The organism is Ectopseudomonas composti, assembly GCF_900115475.1.
Classification (GTDB): domain Bacteria; phylum Pseudomonadota; class Gammaproteobacteria; order Pseudomonadales; family Pseudomonadaceae; genus Aquipseudomonas; species Aquipseudomonas composti.
Genome location: NZ_FOWP01000006.1, coordinates 164,567 through 181,280 on the forward strand (window position 1 = coordinate 164,567; position 16,714 = coordinate 181,280).

15 protein-coding genes and 1 other RNA gene are annotated in these 16,714 nt (G+C 62.0%); 13 read left to right on the forward strand and 3 right to left on the reverse strand.

Translation table 11 applies throughout. The features are described from left to right. The first annotated feature begins 3 nt into the window (after window positions 1-3). The 4 genes from BM059_RS25385 to BM059_RS13245 all read left to right on the forward strand — a co-directional run bounded on the left by BM059_RS25385 (window position 4) and on the right by BM059_RS13245 (window position 3,098). A complete protein-coding gene (locus BM059_RS25385; RefSeq protein WP_167364573.1) occupies window positions 4-345 on the forward strand; it encodes a hypothetical protein in 342 nt (113 codons plus the stop codon). A 194-nt stretch (window positions 346-539) separates the two neighbouring features. Next, window positions 540-1,787, forward strand: coding sequence for a hypothetical protein (locus BM059_RS13235; protein ID WP_074939370.1), 1,248 nt, complete (start codon window positions 540-542; stop codon window positions 1,785-1,787). Then, a complete protein-coding gene (locus BM059_RS13240) occupies window positions 1,784-2,782 on the forward strand; it encodes a phage integrase (RefSeq protein WP_074939190.1) in 999 nt (332 codons plus the stop codon). Before BM059_RS13235 ends, BM059_RS13240 begins: the two co-directional genes overlap by 4 nt. An 88-nt stretch (window positions 2,783-2,870) precedes the next feature. Next, window positions 2,871-3,098 carry a hypothetical protein gene (locus BM059_RS13245; RefSeq protein ID WP_074939192.1) on the forward strand — a complete coding sequence of 76 codons (228 nt, stop codon included), beginning with the start codon at window positions 2,871-2,873 and terminating at the stop codon, window positions 3,096-3,098. Between the two features lie 83 nt (window positions 3,099-3,181). Here BM059_RS13245 and ssrA read toward each other — a convergent pair. After that, window positions 3,182-3,573, reverse strand: a transfer-messenger RNA (tmRNA) gene (ssrA, locus tag BM059_RS13250). Window positions 3,574-3,701: 128 nt separating this feature from the next. Between ssrA and BM059_RS13255 the strand changes: the two genes are divergently transcribed. Continuing rightward, the gene (locus BM059_RS13255; RefSeq protein WP_074939193.1) at window positions 3,702-6,617 is read left to right on the forward strand and encodes a hybrid sensor histidine kinase/response regulator; all 2,916 of its coding nucleotides are present in this window, start codon (window positions 3,702-3,704) and stop codon (window positions 6,615-6,617) included. 4 nt (window positions 6,618-6,621) lie between these two features. On the opposite strand, the gene BM059_RS13260 is transcribed toward BM059_RS13255, so the two are convergent. Together BM059_RS13260 and BM059_RS13265 are read right to left on the reverse strand one after the other, a co-directional pair. Next, entirely contained in the window at window positions 6,622-6,867 is a 246-nt protein-coding gene (locus tag BM059_RS13260) for a hypothetical protein (RefSeq protein WP_037001694.1), read from the reverse strand. A 65-nt stretch (window positions 6,868-6,932) separates the two neighbouring features. Continuing rightward, window positions 6,933-8,765 (reverse strand): Lnb N-terminal periplasmic domain-containing protein, encoded by a 1,833-nt coding sequence (locus BM059_RS13265; protein ID WP_074939195.1) that lies wholly within the window; start codon window positions 8,763-8,765, stop codon window positions 6,933-6,935. Between the two features lie 165 nt (window positions 8,766-8,930). Between BM059_RS13265 and BM059_RS13270 the strand changes: the two genes are divergently transcribed. The 8 genes from BM059_RS13270 to BM059_RS13305 all read left to right on the forward strand — a co-directional run bounded on the left by BM059_RS13270 (window position 8,931) and on the right by BM059_RS13305 (window position 16,685). After that, window positions 8,931-9,275, forward strand: a complete 345-nt coding sequence (locus BM059_RS13270; protein WP_074939197.1) for a TraR/DksA family transcriptional regulator — start codon at window positions 8,931-8,933, stop codon at window positions 9,273-9,275. Between the two features lie 273 nt (window positions 9,276-9,548). Continuing rightward, window positions 9,549-12,038, forward strand: coding sequence for a Lon protease family protein (locus tag BM059_RS13275; RefSeq protein WP_074939199.1), 2,490 nt, complete (start codon window positions 9,549-9,551; stop codon window positions 12,036-12,038). 165 nt (window positions 12,039-12,203) lie between these two features. Continuing rightward, window positions 12,204-12,557 carry a PA4575 family protein gene (locus tag BM059_RS13280; protein ID WP_037001690.1) on the forward strand — a complete coding sequence of 118 codons (354 nt, stop codon included), beginning with the start codon at window positions 12,204-12,206 and terminating at the stop codon, window positions 12,555-12,557. 139 nt (window positions 12,558-12,696) lie between these two features. Beyond that, window positions 12,697-13,188, forward strand: coding sequence for a TIGR00645 family protein (locus BM059_RS13285; protein WP_004423362.1), 492 nt, complete (start codon window positions 12,697-12,699; stop codon window positions 13,186-13,188). A gap of 140 nt (window positions 13,189-13,328) precedes the next feature. After that, window positions 13,329-13,631: a DUF6482 family protein gene (locus tag BM059_RS13290; RefSeq protein ID WP_037001689.1), complete on the forward strand. Its 303-nt coding sequence runs from the start codon at window positions 13,329-13,331 to the stop codon at window positions 13,629-13,631. Between the two features lie 50 nt (window positions 13,632-13,681). Beyond that, the gene (locus BM059_RS13295) at window positions 13,682-15,028 is read left to right on the forward strand and encodes a 3'-5' exonuclease family protein (protein WP_074939372.1); all 1,347 of its coding nucleotides are present in this window, start codon (window positions 13,682-13,684) and stop codon (window positions 15,026-15,028) included. Continuing rightward, window positions 15,025-16,560 (forward strand): cryptochrome/photolyase family protein, encoded by a 1,536-nt coding sequence (locus BM059_RS13300; protein ID WP_074939201.1) that lies wholly within the window; start codon window positions 15,025-15,027, stop codon window positions 16,558-16,560. The genes BM059_RS13295 and BM059_RS13300 overlap by 4 nt, the downstream gene beginning before the upstream one ends. Next, entirely contained in the window at window positions 16,557-16,685 is a 129-nt protein-coding gene (locus BM059_RS13305) for a DUF2256 domain-containing protein (protein WP_074939203.1), read from the forward strand. The genes BM059_RS13300 and BM059_RS13305 overlap by 4 nt, the downstream gene beginning before the upstream one ends. Window positions 16,686-16,714: the final 29 nt, after the last annotated feature.

Genomic DNA, 16,714 nt, shown 5'->3' on the forward strand with positions numbered 1-16,714 from the left:
GCCATGAAAACGAGCCTGACCACGGGAGAGTGGGGCAGCTTCACCGCCCCGCGCTCCCGAGCCCTCGGCGGCAAGAGTGGGATGACAAGGGCAAAGCCCTTGGTGTTGATCTTCAAGCTTCTCCCGCTGCACTTCGCTGACTGCCTGCTCCTCGTGTTCCTGGCGCTTCTTGGCACCTTCCTCAGTTACGCGAGCCTCCCGCCATATGGCCGCCCACAAGTGCCGCCATTCATCCAGGAACAACCTTGCCAGGCCGATCAGCACGCCCGCGCTGAATACCCGGAACCCTGGATTGAAAGAGAACCCTGCGTCACCGCTGGAGCTGGTTTGCATGTCGAGGACTGAGATGCACACACCGGCTCTGGCGGCGAGGCGGCGCGCGCAGGAGCGAGAGAGGGGAGGCACGAGGAGCGAGCGACAGCGCGCGCCGCCTTCGCGCTGACGTCCCTGTAACACGTCAGAAAGTAAGACGAAAACTTCCGCAGTAATCAGCAATAGGTGACTGAGTGAAAAAGCCAAAAGACTTCCTTCGCATGGACATGCTGGCACGTGAAGACGTGAACGGCCGGCTGTTTGTAGACCCGGGCAACGCCCGCATTGTCGACCTGTCGAAAGTCCGCCTGCTGCACTGCGGCGTCGATACCGTCCGCCAGCTCTACCGTGGCCTGCTCCGGCCGGAGCTGCTGTGCTTGTTCGATAAGCCGGGCACCATCGTCGACTTCGCTGGAGAGCGCTGGCATGCAGGCCGTGTGAGCAAGGATTCGGGCTACCAGTACAAGCTGCAGAACGCCGACCTGGGCTTCGTGCTGCTGCTCAAGAACTACAACGCCAAGGTCGAAAACATCGGCCCACACCTCAAGGTCGAAGTGTCGCCCCATGCCATCGACAGCCTGTCGCCCGAGCGCCTACAAGCCCGCATGGATTTCTATGCCGAACAGATCCTCACGCACATTGAACGTAACCAGTGCGCGGTGCATCTCGCCCTGGATGTTCAAGGCTGGCAACCGCCTGCTGATCTCGTCGCCCGCATGCACTGCCGCGCCCGATCCGCCCGCGATATCTCCGGCATCAAGGAAATTACCTGGGAGACCAAGAGCAGCGTTTACGGCCGTGGCGAGACCTACATGTTCGGCTCTGCCGGTGGCGTCCAGCTGGCGATCTACAACAAGACCGAACAGGCCAAGGCCACCGACAAGCTCGACTACTGGGAAGGCGTCTGGCGGCGTCGTGACAGCTTCGACGAAGGCGACCCGGACAACTACAACCAAGACCAGACCGTCTGGCGTATCGAACTGCGTTACCACCATTCGGTGATTCAGCAGTTCGCCTCGGGCTCCGTCGACCTGCACACCGGCAACGCCATCGATACGAACAGCTACGCCGCCTTCACTCCACACTTGGATGGCCTCTGGCGCTACGGCATGCAGCAGTTCAAGTTACTGGCTCGCCCTGGCTACTACGAACCGATCTGGACGCTGCTGCGTGAAGACGCCCGCGTCGATCTGCCGGTCGACTCACTGCTTGATGACACCGAGTACAAGCGCAACTACAAGACGTCTCGGGGCTTCTCCGGCAAGAACGTGGAACTGTTCCTGGGAAACTTCGTAAGCCTGCTGGCACGGGAGCGAGTGGGCGCTAGAAAGGGCTTTTACCGGCTCAAGGATTGGGAATGCTGGCCGGTGATTCGTGACCACTACGCCGCCAAGGGGATGGACGAGGATGGGCTGTACAAGCACCTGAAGAACATCCTGGAGGAACGGCACGTCAGGTGGGGCAGGGCAGTATGACCGTCAAAAAGCAGCCCGACGGCCGATGGCTTGCAGACGTCCAGCCCATCCGTGGCCAGCGCTTTCGCAAGCTGTTCAAGACCAAGGCAGAGGCCCAGCGCTACGAGCAATACATCACCGCCAACAAGGCCGCTGACCCAGCCTGGAACCCCAAGGCTCAGGATCGCCGCCGACTCTCGGAGCTGGTTGGTCTGTGGTTCGATCTGCACGGCCATATGCTCAAGGATGGTGAGCGCAGAAAGGCCAAGCTCGATGCCCTGTGCGTTCGCCTACGCGACCCCATCGCCATGAAGCTTGACCCGGCCACTTACGCCCATGATCGCCGCTTGCGGGCAGAAGCAGGCATCACACCCAAGACGCTGAACAACGAACTCGGATACATCCGGGCAGTGTTCAACGAGCTGCGAGGCCTTGGCCAGATCGATTACGCCAATCCCCTGGAGCTGATGAAGCCTTACAAGATCGAAGAACGGGAACTGTCCTGGCTGACCCAGGAACAGATAGCCGATCTGCTGACCGCCATTCGCGAAGGCTGCGACAACCCACACGTCGAACCAATTGTGCTGCTCTGTCTGGCCACTGGTGCTCGATGGTCAGAGGCGGAAGGTTTGGCACCATCGAGGCTCCGCAATGGCGCTGTGACCTACAGCAAGACCAAATCCAGCAAGGTGCGAACCGTGCCGATCCAGCCCGAGCTGGAAGCGTTCATTCGTGATCACTGGAAGCGTCACGGCCAATTCACCGGGGCTATCACGTCGTTCCGTCGAGCCTTGAGCCGATCCGGCATCGTGCTGCCGAAAGGGCAGGCCAGCCACGCACTCCGCCACACCTTCGCCAGCCACTTCATGCAGAAGGGCGGGAACATCCTCACGCTACAGAAAATCCTGGGCCACTCCAGCTTGGCCATGACCATGCGCTATGCGCACTTGGCACCGGAGCATCTGGCGGAAGCCTTGAGGTTGAACCCACTTGCAGGCTGCTTCGGGTCTAATTGAGCTTCGCCAGCAAGGAATCAGATTTCTGGCCGTTGCTCCACCGTTCTTCGTAGAATCGCTGAGATAATCAAGAACAGGAGCTACAGCGATGTCTACACCGATCATCAAATTCATGGATTTGGCTTTGGGTGATCGCTTTCGTATTGAAGGCGATGAGAAGCATCTTTTGCTAACCAAGATTGATAACCAGCGTGCCCGCACCCATTGCATGCTTGGTATCCAGAATGAGTTATACGGCCAGGAAAGTGACCCGATCGTTCATGTCGAGGCTGATTGGGCGGTGAAATTTGTACCCGTTGCAGTTGATCTCTCGTGACACTTTCGGGACAGTCAGAACCCTAAAAAACACAAAACCCCTGAAATTCACTAGGAAAATCAGGGGTTTATGCTTTCTTGAATTGGTGGAGCCGGGGGGATTTGAACCCCCGTCCGCCAGTTCTCCACTGTCGGTACTACATGCTTAGCCGTGTCTATTGAGTTAACCCTCAGCCGCCCGACGGGCAGGGTGCATTGGGCGAGTTGTGTAAGTTTTAGCCACTTCGTCCACAACGTACTACGCGGCGATCCTGTTCTGCATGACAATCACTTCAGGTTTACAGGCATCCCCTAGTGATCGCTGGAGCCGAAGCTACCAGAAGGACTAGTCGCGCCGCTTACGCAGCGAGAGCGTAGCCCTCGTAGTTTTCGTCATTGGCAACTATAGAAAGTTGCAACAGTTTATTTACGACTTCTGTTACCAAGTCGGCATGCACCTCGAGCTTCGCTACCGGCGTCGAATCCTAATCGGCCCCAAAACTTTTCGGTTACAGATAAGACGTGGAGTGTACGGCAAAGGTTCCTCAGCGTCGACTGCGGATTCCGCCTGAGGAGGCTATGATGGCGCCTCGCATCAGCCCGCGCCCTCTGCAAAGGAGCCGTAATGCCGAGTTCTAGCCGCTACCCTCTCCGTCAGTGGATCTGGCGTGCGTTTGTGCAAAGCGCGCTGATCCCGCTGATTCTGGTGGAGTCGGTACTGATTGCGGTGTACCTGCTGAGCAACCAGGCGATTCGCGATGCACAGATCGGCCACCTGCAGGAGGCGGCGGTCAAGGACTTGGCAAGCGCGGCGTTGCGTGAGGGGCAGATTATCGACGGTCGCCTGCGTTCGATCGAGTCGCTGGTGCAGGTGTACCGCGATGCCGCCCACAAGGCCCTGTTCGATACCCGCTTCCAGGCCGACGACCTCGAGCGTCAGCGTCACGCCGTGACCGACAACGGCGTCTTCTACACCCGCAGCGACGACGGGCGCGCAGCCTCCTTCTATGCCAACAGCACGCCTCTGGCGCAGCAGGATCACGCCAAGGTGATGCGCCTGTCGCAGCTCGATCCGCTGATGCGTTCGATCCGCCAGGCCAACCCGCTGGTAGCGGCCCTGTATTTCAATACCTGGGATAGCTACAACCGCATTTACCCCTGGTTCGACACGCCCGCGCAGTATCCCCATGACATGGTGATACCCGATTACAACTTCTATTACCTGGCTGACGCCAAGCACAACCCGCAACGCAAGGTGATGTGGACCGACGTGTATCTCGACCCTGCCGGCTTGGGCTGGATGATGTCGGCCATCGCCCCGGTGTATCGCGAGGATTTTCTCGAGGGCGTGGTCGGTCTCGACGTGACCGTCGGCCAGATACTGGGTGAGATCGCCGAGCTCAACGTGCCCTGGCAGGGCTACGCGATGTTGGTCAGCCATGACCACAACATCATGGCGCTGCCGAAAGCCGGGGAGCTGGACTTCGGCCTGCGTGAGCTGACCCAGTATTCCTACGATGAAGCCGTGCGCCGCGAGGTGCTCAAGCCTGAAGACTTCAACCTGGCCAAGCGCGAGGGCATGGCCTCGCTGCTGCAGGCGATGAACGAAGGCGATGGTAACGTGCAGGAGGTGTTGCTCGGCGGTCGCAAGCAACTGGTGGCCTGGAGCGAGATTCCGCAGACCGGCTGGCGCTTGTTGCTGGTGGTGGACGAGGAGCAGATCTTCCATGACACCAACCAACTGGCCGAGCGCTACCTGCAGATCGGTTATCTGCTGATCGCCGGCCTGGCCGGGTTCTACCTGCTGTTCTTCGCCCTGATGTGGCTGCGCTCGCGCAACCTGAGCAACCAACTGGCGCGCCCTATCAACGGCATCGTCGACATGGCCGCCAGCCTCGGTCAGGGCCAGTACCTGCCAGCCGCACCGGACAGTCATATTGCCGAGGTCAGCCGCCTGGCCGATGCCGTGCAGCAGGCCGGCAAGCAGCTGAAAGCCAGCGAGCATGAGCGGCAGGAGGCGCAGAGCATCCTGCAGCTGGTGCTGGAGAGCACCACGGAAAGCCTCTGGCAGATCGATGCCACTGCGCTGACCATCGAACTTAGCGAACGGTTCGTGCGACGTTTTGGTCTGGGGGCAACGCTGCTGACGTTGAGCGAGTTCAACCAGCGCGTGCACCCGGACGACCTGGAACGCTTGCGTCATCTGCGCAAGCTGTTTGCCGACAGTGGCGAAGAATACTTCGACGCTGAGTATCGCTACCTCGATTGCCGTGGCGAGTACCTCTGGCTGCTGAGTCGTGGCAAGGTCCTGTCGCGTGACGAGAGCGGCTGGCCGCTGCGCATCGCCGGCACGCACGTCGACATCACCCGGCTCAAGCAGGTGCAGGAGGAGTTGCGTCACGCCAGCCTGGAAGCGCTCGCCGCCAGCCAGGCCAAGAGCCGCTTCCTGTCGAGCATGAGCCACGAACTGCGCACGCCGCTCAACGCCATCCATGGTTTCGCTCAACTGATCGAGATGGAGGTGCAGGACAAGCAGGACGCCAAACTGGAGACCGATTACTCGCGCGAGATCGTCAGCGCCAGCCGCCATCTCACCTCGCTGGTCGATGACATCCTCGACTTGTCGAGCATCGAGAGTCGGCGCCAGCAGTTGCAGTTCCAGCCGATCGAGATCGGCAGCCTGCTCAAGGGCTGTGCCGAACTGGTGCAGCCCGAAGTGCAGCAAAAACAGCTGCAAATGCAGGTGATGGAGGCGGCCGATCCGCCGTTGTTCGTGCAGGGCGACCCACGCCGGGTAAGGCAGATTCTGCTCAACCTGCTGTCCAACGCGATCAAGTACAACAGCCCACGCGGGATGATCCGCATGGGCTATGAGGTGCGCACCGACTGCGTACGCCTGTGGGTCGACGACACCGGGCCAGGGCTGTCGAGCGAGCAACAGACGCAGCTGTTCCAGCCGTTCCAGCGCCTCGGCCGCGAGAGCTCGAACATTCCGGGTACCGGTATCGGGCTGGTGCTGTGCCGCGAGTTGGCCACGCTGATGGATGGCGAGATCGGCGTGCGCAGCGAGGCGGGGGTGGGCAGTCGCTTCTGGCTCGACATCCCCAGTGCGGCAAGCCCTGAAGGCCCGGACAACGAGGCGGACGCGGTGCCAACGCAGAGCGTCAAGAGCCTGGTACAGGTGTTGTGCGTGGAGGATCACCCGGCCTGCATGAAGATTCTGCAGGCATCGTTGCGTGAGTTTGCCGAAGTCAGCGGCGTGAGCTCCTGCAAGCGGGCGCTGGCCGAATTGCAGAACAGTACACCTGCGCTGGTCTTGCTGGATATCGACCTGCCCGATGGCAGCGGGCTGGAGGTGCTCGACGCCATGCGCGCCGAGCCGCGCTTGCGTGATGTGCCAGTGATGGTGATCAGCGCCGTGGCCGACGCTCGCTTGTTCGAGGATGCCCGGGCGCGCGGCGCATCGGCCTGCCTGAGCAAGCCGGTGGATCTGCAGGAGGTCAGGCAGGTGGCGCTGGGTCTGCTTTATAGCGGCTTCTGACCGCTCACTCGCTGGCCGACAGCAGATCCAGGGCCTCGCCGAGTACCTTGACCGACTCGGCGTGATCGCCGGCCTTGTGCAGGGCTTCACCTTCGGCGCGCAGTTCCTTGACCTTGGCCAGCACCTCGGGGTCGGAGGGTGGATCGCTTTGCAGCAGCGCATCGATCTTGGCCATGTCTTGCGGGCAGTGCATGGCCCACAGCGGCAGGCTGATCAGGACAGCGGCGACAAACATGAGCGTGCGACGCATGATGAGTCTCCAGAAACGGGCGGCAGGAACTTCAGTATAGAAGTCCGCCGCCTGCGCGCTGCTGCTCAGTAGTGATACCAGCGCAGCTCCAGCTTCACCTCGTTGACCGGGCTGGCGAGTTGGCTGAATTCACGCTGAGCGCTCAGGCGCAGGCCGAGGTTGCGTGAGACTTCCCATTGCTGGTTGAGCGACAGGCGTCGCCGCACTTCGCCATTGTGGAAATAGTCGCCTGTGGCTTCCAGGGTCATGTTGCCCAGCGGGTTGCGCCAGAGCAGGCCGCTGTTGAAGCCCAGCGCCGGGGAGATTACGGCAGCGAAATCCTCGTTGTATTCCAGGCGCGCGGTGCCGAGGGCGAAGCCGAGCAGGTCGTCATGTAACTGCCAGGTGGCGCCGGCACCGCCGCTGATATGGCCGACCAGCGGGGTGTCGCCGTCCTCGCCGAGCACGCGCTCCAGACCACCACCGACCTGCCAGGAAAGCGGCTGCAGCAGGGCGTTGCGCGGCGTCAGCGAGCGTATGTTGGCCAGGTCCAGGCGTTGCAGCTGCCAGTGGTTGTTCTCGTACTGACGCAGCTTGAGCTGGAAGATCTCGATCTGCGCGCCGAGCGGGAATCCATCGAGGTTGTCGGTGAGATCGTGGTACGCCATGCGCAAGCCGTACTCGGCAAAAGCACGATCATCACGGCTGCCACCAGCCAGTTGCCAGGTGCGTGATTCGTGGCCTTCCTCAGGCAGCGGCGGGCGTTCGACTTGCAGCGGCGGCGGCGGGTTGCGATTGATCGCGCCGAGCAACTGGAAGCTGCGCTGGGCATTGCTGCTGCGCTCTTCATCGTTGGCGTGGTAACGCACCAGGCGGAAGGCAGCGTCCTGAATCAGCGCGCGGCGTTCTGCCGGCAGGGCGAGAAAGTCGCTGTCGTCGAGTTGCGCCGGGTCTTGGCTCAGGCGCAGGACCCAGGCCTGTTCGTCATGCTCGAGTGGTTCGGCGCGCGCCAGCAGTTCGCGTTCGCGGGAGGGGCGATAGTCGATGCGTTCGATCAGCCCGGCGTCCTTCACGGCGCGCACCGTGTCGGTGGGGATGGCAGTCAGCGGGAAGTGCTCGGTCAGTTCGATGCCGGGGCGGGCGATTTCCAGCAGCTCCAGCAGGCGGTACGAGCAGTTCTCGTCAAAGAAGAAGTAGTCGAAGCGGATCTGCTTGAGCTCCCAGACGTGTTCGACCATGCGCGCGGTTTCTTCCGGCGTCAGGTTCAGCCGGTACTCCCACAGGTCGCGGTTTTCCAGGCGGTTGTATTCGCTGAGTTTCTCGCGATACGGCACCAGGGCGAACAGGCCGGGATAGCCGCCCATCAGGCCGCGCCAGGCATAGAGGATGCTGTTGTCGTCGCCTTCGATGAAGGCGCCGAAATTCAGTGCGTAGCTCAGCAGTGCGGTGTTGTGGCTGTCGATATCGGCTTGGTCGATGCGCAGCAGGGTGTGGCCGAACATCGACGACGGGCTGTTCAGGTAGGCTGCCGGGAACACCAGCACCGTGCTGTGCGGATTGACGTCGGCGAACCAGTTTCGATATTCGGCGCAGTCCGGGCGGGGCAGGTCATCGAGCCGTAGTTGCGCTTTGAGCCAACGGGTACGTGCCGGGTAGACACACTGCGGGTGGCGGTCGCCCAGTTCGGCGGGCTGGTACAGCGCCTTGAGGGTTGCCTGTAGCTCGGCGGCCGGGTCGCTTGCGCCGTGTTCTGCGAGAAAGAAGTCGTCGTCGTCGACGTAGCTGCGCCAGCCGCCGAGCTTGCCGGTTTCGTAGTGACCGAGGGCGATCCAGTAGGGATCGTCGGCCAGTTGTTCGACCGTGGCGGCATGTAGGGGAAGGCTAAGGCTCAGGGCGAGGACGGCGAATATCCGTTTCAAGGTCGCTGTTCTTCTGGTCATGGCGATGGCCGAGCTTTGGCCAGGCTGCCGACTGGTGTCAAGGCAGTCGACGCCGGTATTTCGCGCAAGTGCTGATCGGCGTCAGTCATGGGTATTGCGCTGGCTATCACACTGAGCGCTCTTCATTAGGCAAGGAGATTGCTCATGGCTCACCGTGATGTGCTGGACGCTCTGCTGCATGACTACACGACCCGGGCCGAGGCGATTCGCCGCGACCTGGGGCGCAGCCACTCGGCGGATTTCGCCGAACAGGCGCAGCAGCGGCAGAACGATGAAGTGCTCGACGCCCTGCTGGCCGAGGCTGAACATGGACTGCTGCTGGTACGACAGGCCAAGCAGCGCCTTGCAGAAGGCCGCTATGGCGAGTGCCTGTGCTGCGGCGAGCCGATCGAGGCGGCGCGCCTGGCAGCTTTGCCGATAGCCGAGTACTGCCTGCTCTGCACTGAGGATCTTGGCGATGCCGGCAACCAGGCGAGCGGGTTGAGATAGCGCACACAGCGAGCAGCGGTCGGTGACCGGCATTGCCATCGACCTGCTGCCGCGTAGTGTGCGCTTGGCGGATAGGGCGCCGGCGTCCGGGTGGGCGGATGCCGGTGATTGGCTCTGAGTGTGGCGGCTTTTGCGCAGGCGAGGGTGACGGGGCGCTGATTCTCGGCTCGGATTTTTCATCCCGAGCTGAATCAAGCCTTGATCCCTTTCGCGCCACAGGCCCAGAATCACACCATGTTTTGCGGAAACTTCCGCCCGCTATAAGGATCGCCAATGTCCAAGCGTAGCCTCGATGCTTTGCGCCTTGCCCCCGAATCTCTGACCCGCCCCTTCGCCCCCGAGCAGTTCAACTTCAGCAGTACCGATGATCTCGAACCTTTCCGCGGCGTGCTGGGCCAGTCTCGCGCGGTCGAAGCTCTGCAGTTTGGCGTGGCTATGCCGCGCCCCGGTTACAACGTGTTCGTCATGGGCGAGCCCGGCACCGGGCGCTTCTCTTTCGTCCAGCGCTATCTCAAGGCCGAAGCCAAGCGCATGGAAACGCCGGCCGACCGGGTCTACGTCAACCATTTCGACGAGCCGCGCGAGCCGCGTGCACTGGAGCTGCCTTCCGGTACCGCGAGTGATTTCATCGCCGACATCAACCTGTTGGTCGACAATCTGCTGGCCACCTTCCCGGCGGTGTTCGAAACGCCGACCTACCAGCAGAAGAAGAGCGCCATCGACCGCGGCTTCAACAAGCGCTACGACCAGGCGCTGGACGTGATCGAGCGCCTGTCGCTGGAGAAGGGCGTGGCCCTGTACCGCGACAGCACCAATATCGCCTTCACCCCGATGGCCGACGGTAAAGCGCTGGACGAAGCCGAATTCGCGCAACTGCCGGAGGCCGAGCGTGAGCGTTTCCACGCCGATATCGCCGCGCTGGAAGAGCGCCTCAACGAGGAGCTGGCCAGCCTGCCGCAGTGGAAGCGCGAGTCGAGCAACCTGTTGCGTCAGCTCAATGAAGAAACTATCACCGTTGCCCTGCAGCCGCTGCTGGCACCATTGTCGAAAAAGTACGCTGAAAACGCTGGTGTCTGCGCCTATCTCCAAGCCATGCAGGTCAACCTGCTGAAAACCGCCGTCGAGCAACTGGTGGATGTCGACAAGGCCGATCCACAGCTGCGCAAGCTGCTGGAGGAAATGTACTGCCCGAGTCTGGTGGTCGGTCACCACGCCAACGGCGGTGCGCCGGTGGTGTTCGAGTCGCACCCGACTTACGACAACCTGTTCGGCCGCATCGAGTACAGCTCCGACCAGGGCGCCCTGTACACCAGCTACCGTCAGCTGCGCCCCGGCGCGTTGCACCGCGCCAACGGTGGCTATCTGGTGGTCGAGGCGGAAAAACTGCTCAGCGAACCTTTTGTCTGGGAAGCGCTGAAGCGCGCCCTGCATTCGCGTCAGTTGAAGATGGAGTCGCCGCTGGGCGATCTCGGCCGCATCGCCACCGTCACGCTCAACCCGCAGGTCATCCCGTTGCAGCTGAAGGTCATCATCATCGGTTCGCGCCAGCTGTACTACGCGCTGCAGGATGCCGACCCGGACTTCCAGGAGATGTTCCGCGTACTGGTCGACTTCGACGAAGACATCCCGCTCGCCGAGGAAAGCCTGGAGCAATTCGCCCAACTGATGAAAACGCGCACCTCGGAAGAGGGCATGGCGCCCATGACCGGCGCGGCCGTCGCGCGCCTGGCTACTTACAGCGCGCGCCTGGCTGAACACCAGGGGCGCCTGTCGGCGCGTATCGGTGACCTCTTCCAACTGGTCAGCGAGGCCGACTTCATTCGCCAGGTTGCCGGGGAAAGCATCACCGACGTCGGCCATATCGAGCGTGCGCTCAAGGCCAAGGCCACACGCACCGGGCGTGTTTCGGCGCGGATCATCGACGACATGCTGGCCGGCATCATTCTCATCGACACCTGCGGTGCCGCTGTGGGCAAGTGCAACGGCCTGACCGTGCTGGAAGTGGGCGACTCGGCCTTCGGTGTGCCGGCGCGGATTTCCGCCACCGTCTACCCGGGCGGCAGTGGCATCGTCGACATCGAGCGCGAAGTCAGCCTTGGCCAGCCGATCCACTCCAAGGGCGTGATGATTCTCACCGGTTTTCTCGGCAGCCGTTATGCGCAGGAATTCCCGCTGGAGATCTCCGCCAGCATCGCCCTTGAGCAGTCCTACGGCTATGTCGATGGCGACAGCGCCTCGCTCGGCGAGGTCTGCACGCTGATCTCGGCGTTGTCGCGTACGCCGCTCAAGCAGTGTTTCGCCATTACTGGTTCGATCAACCAGTTTGGCGAGGTACAGGCGGTCGGTGGGGTCAACGAGAAGATCGAAGGCTTCTTCCGCCTATGCGAGGCGCGAGGCCTGACTGGCGAGCAGGGGGTGATCATCCCGCACTCCAACGTCGCCAACCTGATGCTCGACGACCGCGTTCTGCAAGCGGTGCGTGCCGGCCAGTTCAATGTCTACGCCGTGCGCCATGTCGACGAAGCGCTAAGCCTGCTGGTCGGCGAGGCGGCCGGCCACCCGGACGAGAAAGGTCGCTTCCCCAAAGGCAGCGTCAACGCTCGCGTGGTTGAGCGTTTGCGCGATATCGCCGAAATCGGTCTGGAGGAAGAAGTCAAACCAGCCGACGCAGACAAGGCAAAAGCCGAGGCTGAGGCAGCTGCCGCCAAGCCGGCCAAGGCGCCACGCCGCAAGAAAGGCGCGGACGACGGCGCAGCGAACTGAGCAAATCTTGCGCGATTGTCCCTGATTGCCCGGGGCAGACGCGCAGGCCTTCTTGCTCACGCCTCATGCACAGAGTTATCCACAGATTGCGTGGATAACTTTGGCCTTCACAGCGCGACCGCTCGGGGTGTAGGCTGAAGCCTGGATTCTGCGAGGGTCGCCGCCATGTCGCGCAGCCTCTGCCTCACCCGCCAATGCCTGGGCCTGGTCACTCGCATCGAATGTGTGATCAAACCGCTGGCTGGAGACAACGGACGTTGGACATTACTCTGTGCAGCCGGTATGTCGGGGGCACAACCCTCGGCTGTCAAGGCGCAGGGCCCGTTCTATGGGCCTTCTGTCGCTGAGGAGGCGCTTACGGCGATTGCCGAGAGTCTGGCTCTGCAGGGCTACGTCGAGTGTTCTGAAGCGCCGATCTGGCGTCTGCATCTGCAGGCCGAGTTGCGCCGGGTCAATGGCGAGCGCCACAACCCTTCCGGACCATTCCAGCGTCACCCCGAAACCGACGGACAGAGCTGAAACGCCCGAATCAGGGCGCATTCGGGCAATCTGAGCGCTGCCATCGGACTGGGGTTATCCACAGTGCCTGGCACCTTCTGTTGGCGCAGTGCGATGGGTATACTCGCCGCGGTTTTCCCCCTCCTTCAGTGAGTTCTCCATGGAACGCTTTATCGAAAATACCATGTACGCATCGCGCTGGTTGCTGGCGCCGATCTACTTCGGTCTTTCTCTCGCCGTGCTTGCCTTGTCGGTCAAGTTCTTCCAAGAGCTTTATCACATCCTGCCGCAGATCTTTTCCCTTGCCGAAGCCGACGTGATTCTCAAGCTCCTGTCGCTGATCGACATGGCACTGGTGGGCGGGCTCCTGGTGATGGTGATGTTGTCCGGCTACGAGAACTTCGTTTCGCGCCTGGATATTCACGAAGGCACCGAGAAGCTGAGCTGGCTCGGCAAGATGGACTCCAGCTCGCTGAAGATGAAAGTGGCGGCGTCCATCGTGGCCATTTCGTCCATCCACCTGCTGAAGGTGTTCATGGACGCGAAGAACTACGATCTGGAGTACCTGAAGTGGTACGTGATCATTCACCTGACGTTCGTTGGCTCTGCCTTCGCCATGGGCTATCTGGACAAGGTCACCAAGCACGACTGACCTGGACCGACCTGAAGCCGCTTCACAACCGCCCGTCCGAACAGGACGGGCGTTTTGCTTTCTGGGCTTGAGGTTTCCCATTGTTGTACAAGAATTATTTTTGTATAAGTTCTTGTATAGAAATGTAGAAGGCGAGCCTCATGAATCTGCACGATCTTTCCACGCATGCCCAGGCCGGTCGCATCGACGAGTTGAGTCTGATCTCACTTGAGGGCGGCATCTATCTGCTCGAAGCGCGGATGGAAGGCAGGGCGCATCCGATCCTTACCGAGCAGGGAAAAACCCTGAATCTTCGCTCGGTAGAGCATGCCCGTGACGTGCTGCAGGACATGCCGCCGTTGCCTTTCTTCCTGGTGCACAGCTCGGTACATGACGAGATGTGTGGCATGCCCTCGGCTGACAACAGCCTGCGCGTGCCCATCGCCTTCCGCTCTGGCTGGTGACCGCTGCCATCGCACCGGCTGCGCTCTTGCAGGGCAGAGCCCTGGCAGTCATGGAAGTGAAGACCACTGGCGTTCATCCGGCGCGTGATGCCATCTGGGAGCTGGCGATCATCCAGGTCGATGCCGACGGCAACGTCGAAGCGCGCCTGCATTGGTTGTTCGAGCCCCGTGCAGCCTTGCCGGCGCCGTTGCTCAGCCTGGCAGGCCTGCATCCGCTGGAGTTGCGCGGCCAGCCGGCTATCGAGAGCGAGGCACAGGCGATAGCCAGTGCTATCCGGGGTCGCACACTGGTGGGCCACAATCTGCGCTTCAGCCTGGCGTTCCTGCGCCGCGTGCTGCCCGACTGGAAGGCATTGCGCCCCGCTCAGCTGTGCACGCTTCGTCTGGCTAGGGCGGCGCTGCCGGAGCTGGCTGGCGACGGCTTCGACGCGCTCTGCACGCATTTCGGTATTGCGCGTTTCTTCCGCCATCGAGCGGTGCCCGACGCCGAGGCCGTCTGGGCGTTGGCGCTGCACCTGCTTGAGCGGGTTGAGCCGTCGACGCTTGGCACTCAACTGCGCAGCACCGCGCGGCCACCGCTATTGGCTGCGGAACGTTTCGCCCGGTTGCCGGAGCGGCCAGGGGTGTATTACTTCCTGGGTGATGGCGGTGCACAACTCTACGTGGGCAAGAGCCGCAACCTGCGTCGCCGGGTTATGTCGCATTTTCAGAACGATCACCGCGATCGCCGCAGCCTGCAGATGGTGCAGCAGATTCGCGACGTACAGCTGGCAGTCACTGCCGGTGAACTGGGCGCGCTGTTGCTCGAATCCGCCGAGATCAAGCGCCTGCAACCCTTGTACAACCGCCGGCTGCGCAAGCAGCGCGAGCTGTTGACCTGGGCGCTGGCGGGCAAGCCTGGTGAGCTGCAAATAGAGCTGCTGCAGCACCAGGCATTGAGCCCTGGGCTCAGGCATGCCGGGTTGTTCCGCTCGCGTCACCATGCGCGCCAGTGGCTACTGGAGCAGGCACGCGAGCGGCGTCTTTGTCTGCGGGTGTTGGGGTTGGAAGAGGGCGAGGGTGCCTGCTTCGCTTTCCAGCTCGGACGCTGTGCTGGCGCGTGCTGCGGTGAAGAGTCGCGCCAGGCCCACGATGCGCGGCTGCTAGCCGGTGCAGAGCGCCTGCAGACCCAGGCCTGGCCCTGGGTGGGAGCGGTTGCCCTGGTCGAACGCGATGAGCAGCACGACCTCACCCAGTGGCACGTGCTCGACCAGTGGCGCCACCTCGGTACGGTGGAGTGTTTCGAGCAGATCGAGCCATTGCTGATCGAGCGGCGCGGCGGTTTCAACCTCGATACCTATCACATCCTGCTCGGCCATCTGCGCCGCCACCCGAACATGGAGATCGTGCCGCTGTGACTGCACGCCGCCTGATTCTGATCCTGGGTGACCAGCTCACCCACGGTCTTGCTGCCCTGAGTGACATTGATCCACAACATGATCACGTGCTGTTGGCCGAGGTGATGGAGGAAGCCAGCCATGTGCCGCATCACCCGAAGAAGATCGCGCTGATCTTCAGTGCCATGCGCCATTTCGCCGAAGCCTTGCGTGAGCAGGGTCTGCACGTGCACTACGTGACCCTGGATGATCCGGACAACAGTGGTTCGCTGCCCGGCGAGCTGCTGCGCTGGACGCAACGGCTCGATCCGGCCGAGGTGCATCTGACCGAGTGCGGTGACTGGCGTCTGGAGCAGGCGCTGCGTCACTGTGGCGTGCCGATTCACTGGCATCGGGACAGCCGCTTTCTCTGCAGCCGCGCTGCGTTCGCCGCCTGGGCCAAGGGGCGCAAGCAGTTGCGCATGGAGTTTTTCTACCGTGAGATGCGTCGCGATAGTGGGCTGTTGCTCAACCCCGACGGCACACCGGAGGGCGGTGCCTGGAACTTCGACGTCGACAACCGCAAGTCGTTGCCAAAAGGTGTGCATCCGCCTTTGCCGTTGTGCGTCGAGCCGGACGCCATCACGCGTGACGTACTGGCGTTGGTCGGGCAGCGTTTCACTAGTCATTACGGAAGGCTTGAAGGTTTCGATTACCCGGTTACGGCCGAGCAGGCCGAGCGCCTCTGGCAGCATTTTCTCGACAACGGCCTGGCCGACTTTGGTGACTATCAGGACGCCATGGCCGATGGCGAACCCTTTCTCTTTCACTCGCGCATCAGCGCCGCATTGAATATCGGCCTGCTCGATTTGCGGCGGCTCTGCGCCGAGGTCGAGGCGGCCTATCGCGCTGGCGACGTACCGCTGAACGCCGCCGAAGGGTTCATCCGCCAACTGATCGGCTGGCGCGAGTACGTGCGCGGCATCTACTGGCTGCGCATGCCGGAGTACGCCGAAGGCAATCGCTTTGGCAATTCACGTGCGCTACCTGAGTTCTACTGGACCGGCAAGACGCGGATGAACTGCATGCGTCAGGCCATCGGCCAGACTCTGGAGCATGCCTATGCGCACCATATCCAGCGACTGATGGTGACCGGTAATTTCGCCTTGCTCGCGGGCATCGCACCCAAGGATATCTGCGACTGGTACCTCGCCGTGTACATGGATGCCTTCGATTGGGTCGAGCTACCCAACACCCTGGGCATGGTGATGCATGCCGACGGTGGCTATTTAGGTTCCAAGCCGTATTGCGCCAGCGGCCAGTACATCAAGCGCATGTCCAATCATTGCCAGGGCTGCAGCTACAAGGTGAGCGAGAGCACCGGTGAGTCGGCCTGCCCTTTCAATGCGCTGTACTGGCATTTTCTGATGCGCCACCGCGAGCCCCTGGAGCGCAACCCGCGTATCGGCATGGTCTACCGCAACCTGGCGCGCATGACGGAGGCCAAGCAGCAGGCGCTGTGGGATTGGGGCGAGCGCCTGTTGGCGAAACTCGATGCCGGAGAAATGCTGTGAAAAAGAGCCAGTTGCCAGTCAAGACCTGCCTGGTGTGCGGCCTGCCGTTCAGCTGGCGCAAGAAGTGGGCGCGCTGCTGGGAAGAGGTGCGCTACTGCTCCGAGCGCTGCCGGCGTGCGCGCTGAGCGGGTGACCGGCGCTTGAGCCGGTCAAC

What these genes read in the sequence shown, in the direction of transcription:
- BM059_RS13290 (WP_037001689.1), top strand. Translation starts at nt 13,329, where the DNA reads ATGAATCTGCACGATCTTTCCACGCATGCCCAGGCCGGTCGCATCGAC.
- BM059_RS13240 (WP_074939190.1), top strand. Translation starts at nt 1,784, where the DNA reads ATGACCGTCAAAAAGCAGCCCGACGGCCGATGGCTTGCAGACGTCCAG.
- BM059_RS25385 (WP_167364573.1), top strand. Translation starts at nt 4, where the DNA reads ATGAAAACGAGCCTGACCACGGGAGAGTGGGGCAGCTTCACCGCCCCG.
- BM059_RS13270 (WP_074939197.1), top strand. Translation starts at nt 8,931, where the DNA reads ATGGCTCACCGTGATGTGCTGGACGCTCTGCTGCATGACTACACGACC.
- BM059_RS13285 (WP_004423362.1), top strand. Translation starts at nt 12,697, where the DNA reads ATGGAACGCTTTATCGAAAATACCATGTACGCATCGCGCTGGTTGCTG.
- BM059_RS13280 (WP_037001690.1), top strand. Translation starts at nt 12,204, where the DNA reads ATGTCGCGCAGCCTCTGCCTCACCCGCCAATGCCTGGGCCTGGTCACT.
- BM059_RS13260 (WP_037001694.1), bottom strand. Translation starts at nt 6,867, where the DNA reads ATGCGTCGCACGCTCATGTTTGTCGCCGCTGTCCTGATCAGCCTGCCG.
- BM059_RS13295 (WP_074939372.1), top strand. Translation starts at nt 13,682, where the DNA reads ATGGAAGTGAAGACCACTGGCGTTCATCCGGCGCGTGATGCCATCTGG.
- BM059_RS13275 (WP_074939199.1), top strand. Translation starts at nt 9,549, where the DNA reads ATGTCCAAGCGTAGCCTCGATGCTTTGCGCCTTGCCCCCGAATCTCTG.
- BM059_RS13245 (WP_074939192.1), top strand. Translation starts at nt 2,871, where the DNA reads ATGTCTACACCGATCATCAAATTCATGGATTTGGCTTTGGGTGATCGC.
- BM059_RS13255 (WP_074939193.1), top strand. Translation starts at nt 3,702, where the DNA reads ATGCCGAGTTCTAGCCGCTACCCTCTCCGTCAGTGGATCTGGCGTGCG.
- BM059_RS13235 (WP_074939370.1), top strand. Translation starts at nt 540, where the DNA reads ATGCTGGCACGTGAAGACGTGAACGGCCGGCTGTTTGTAGACCCGGGC.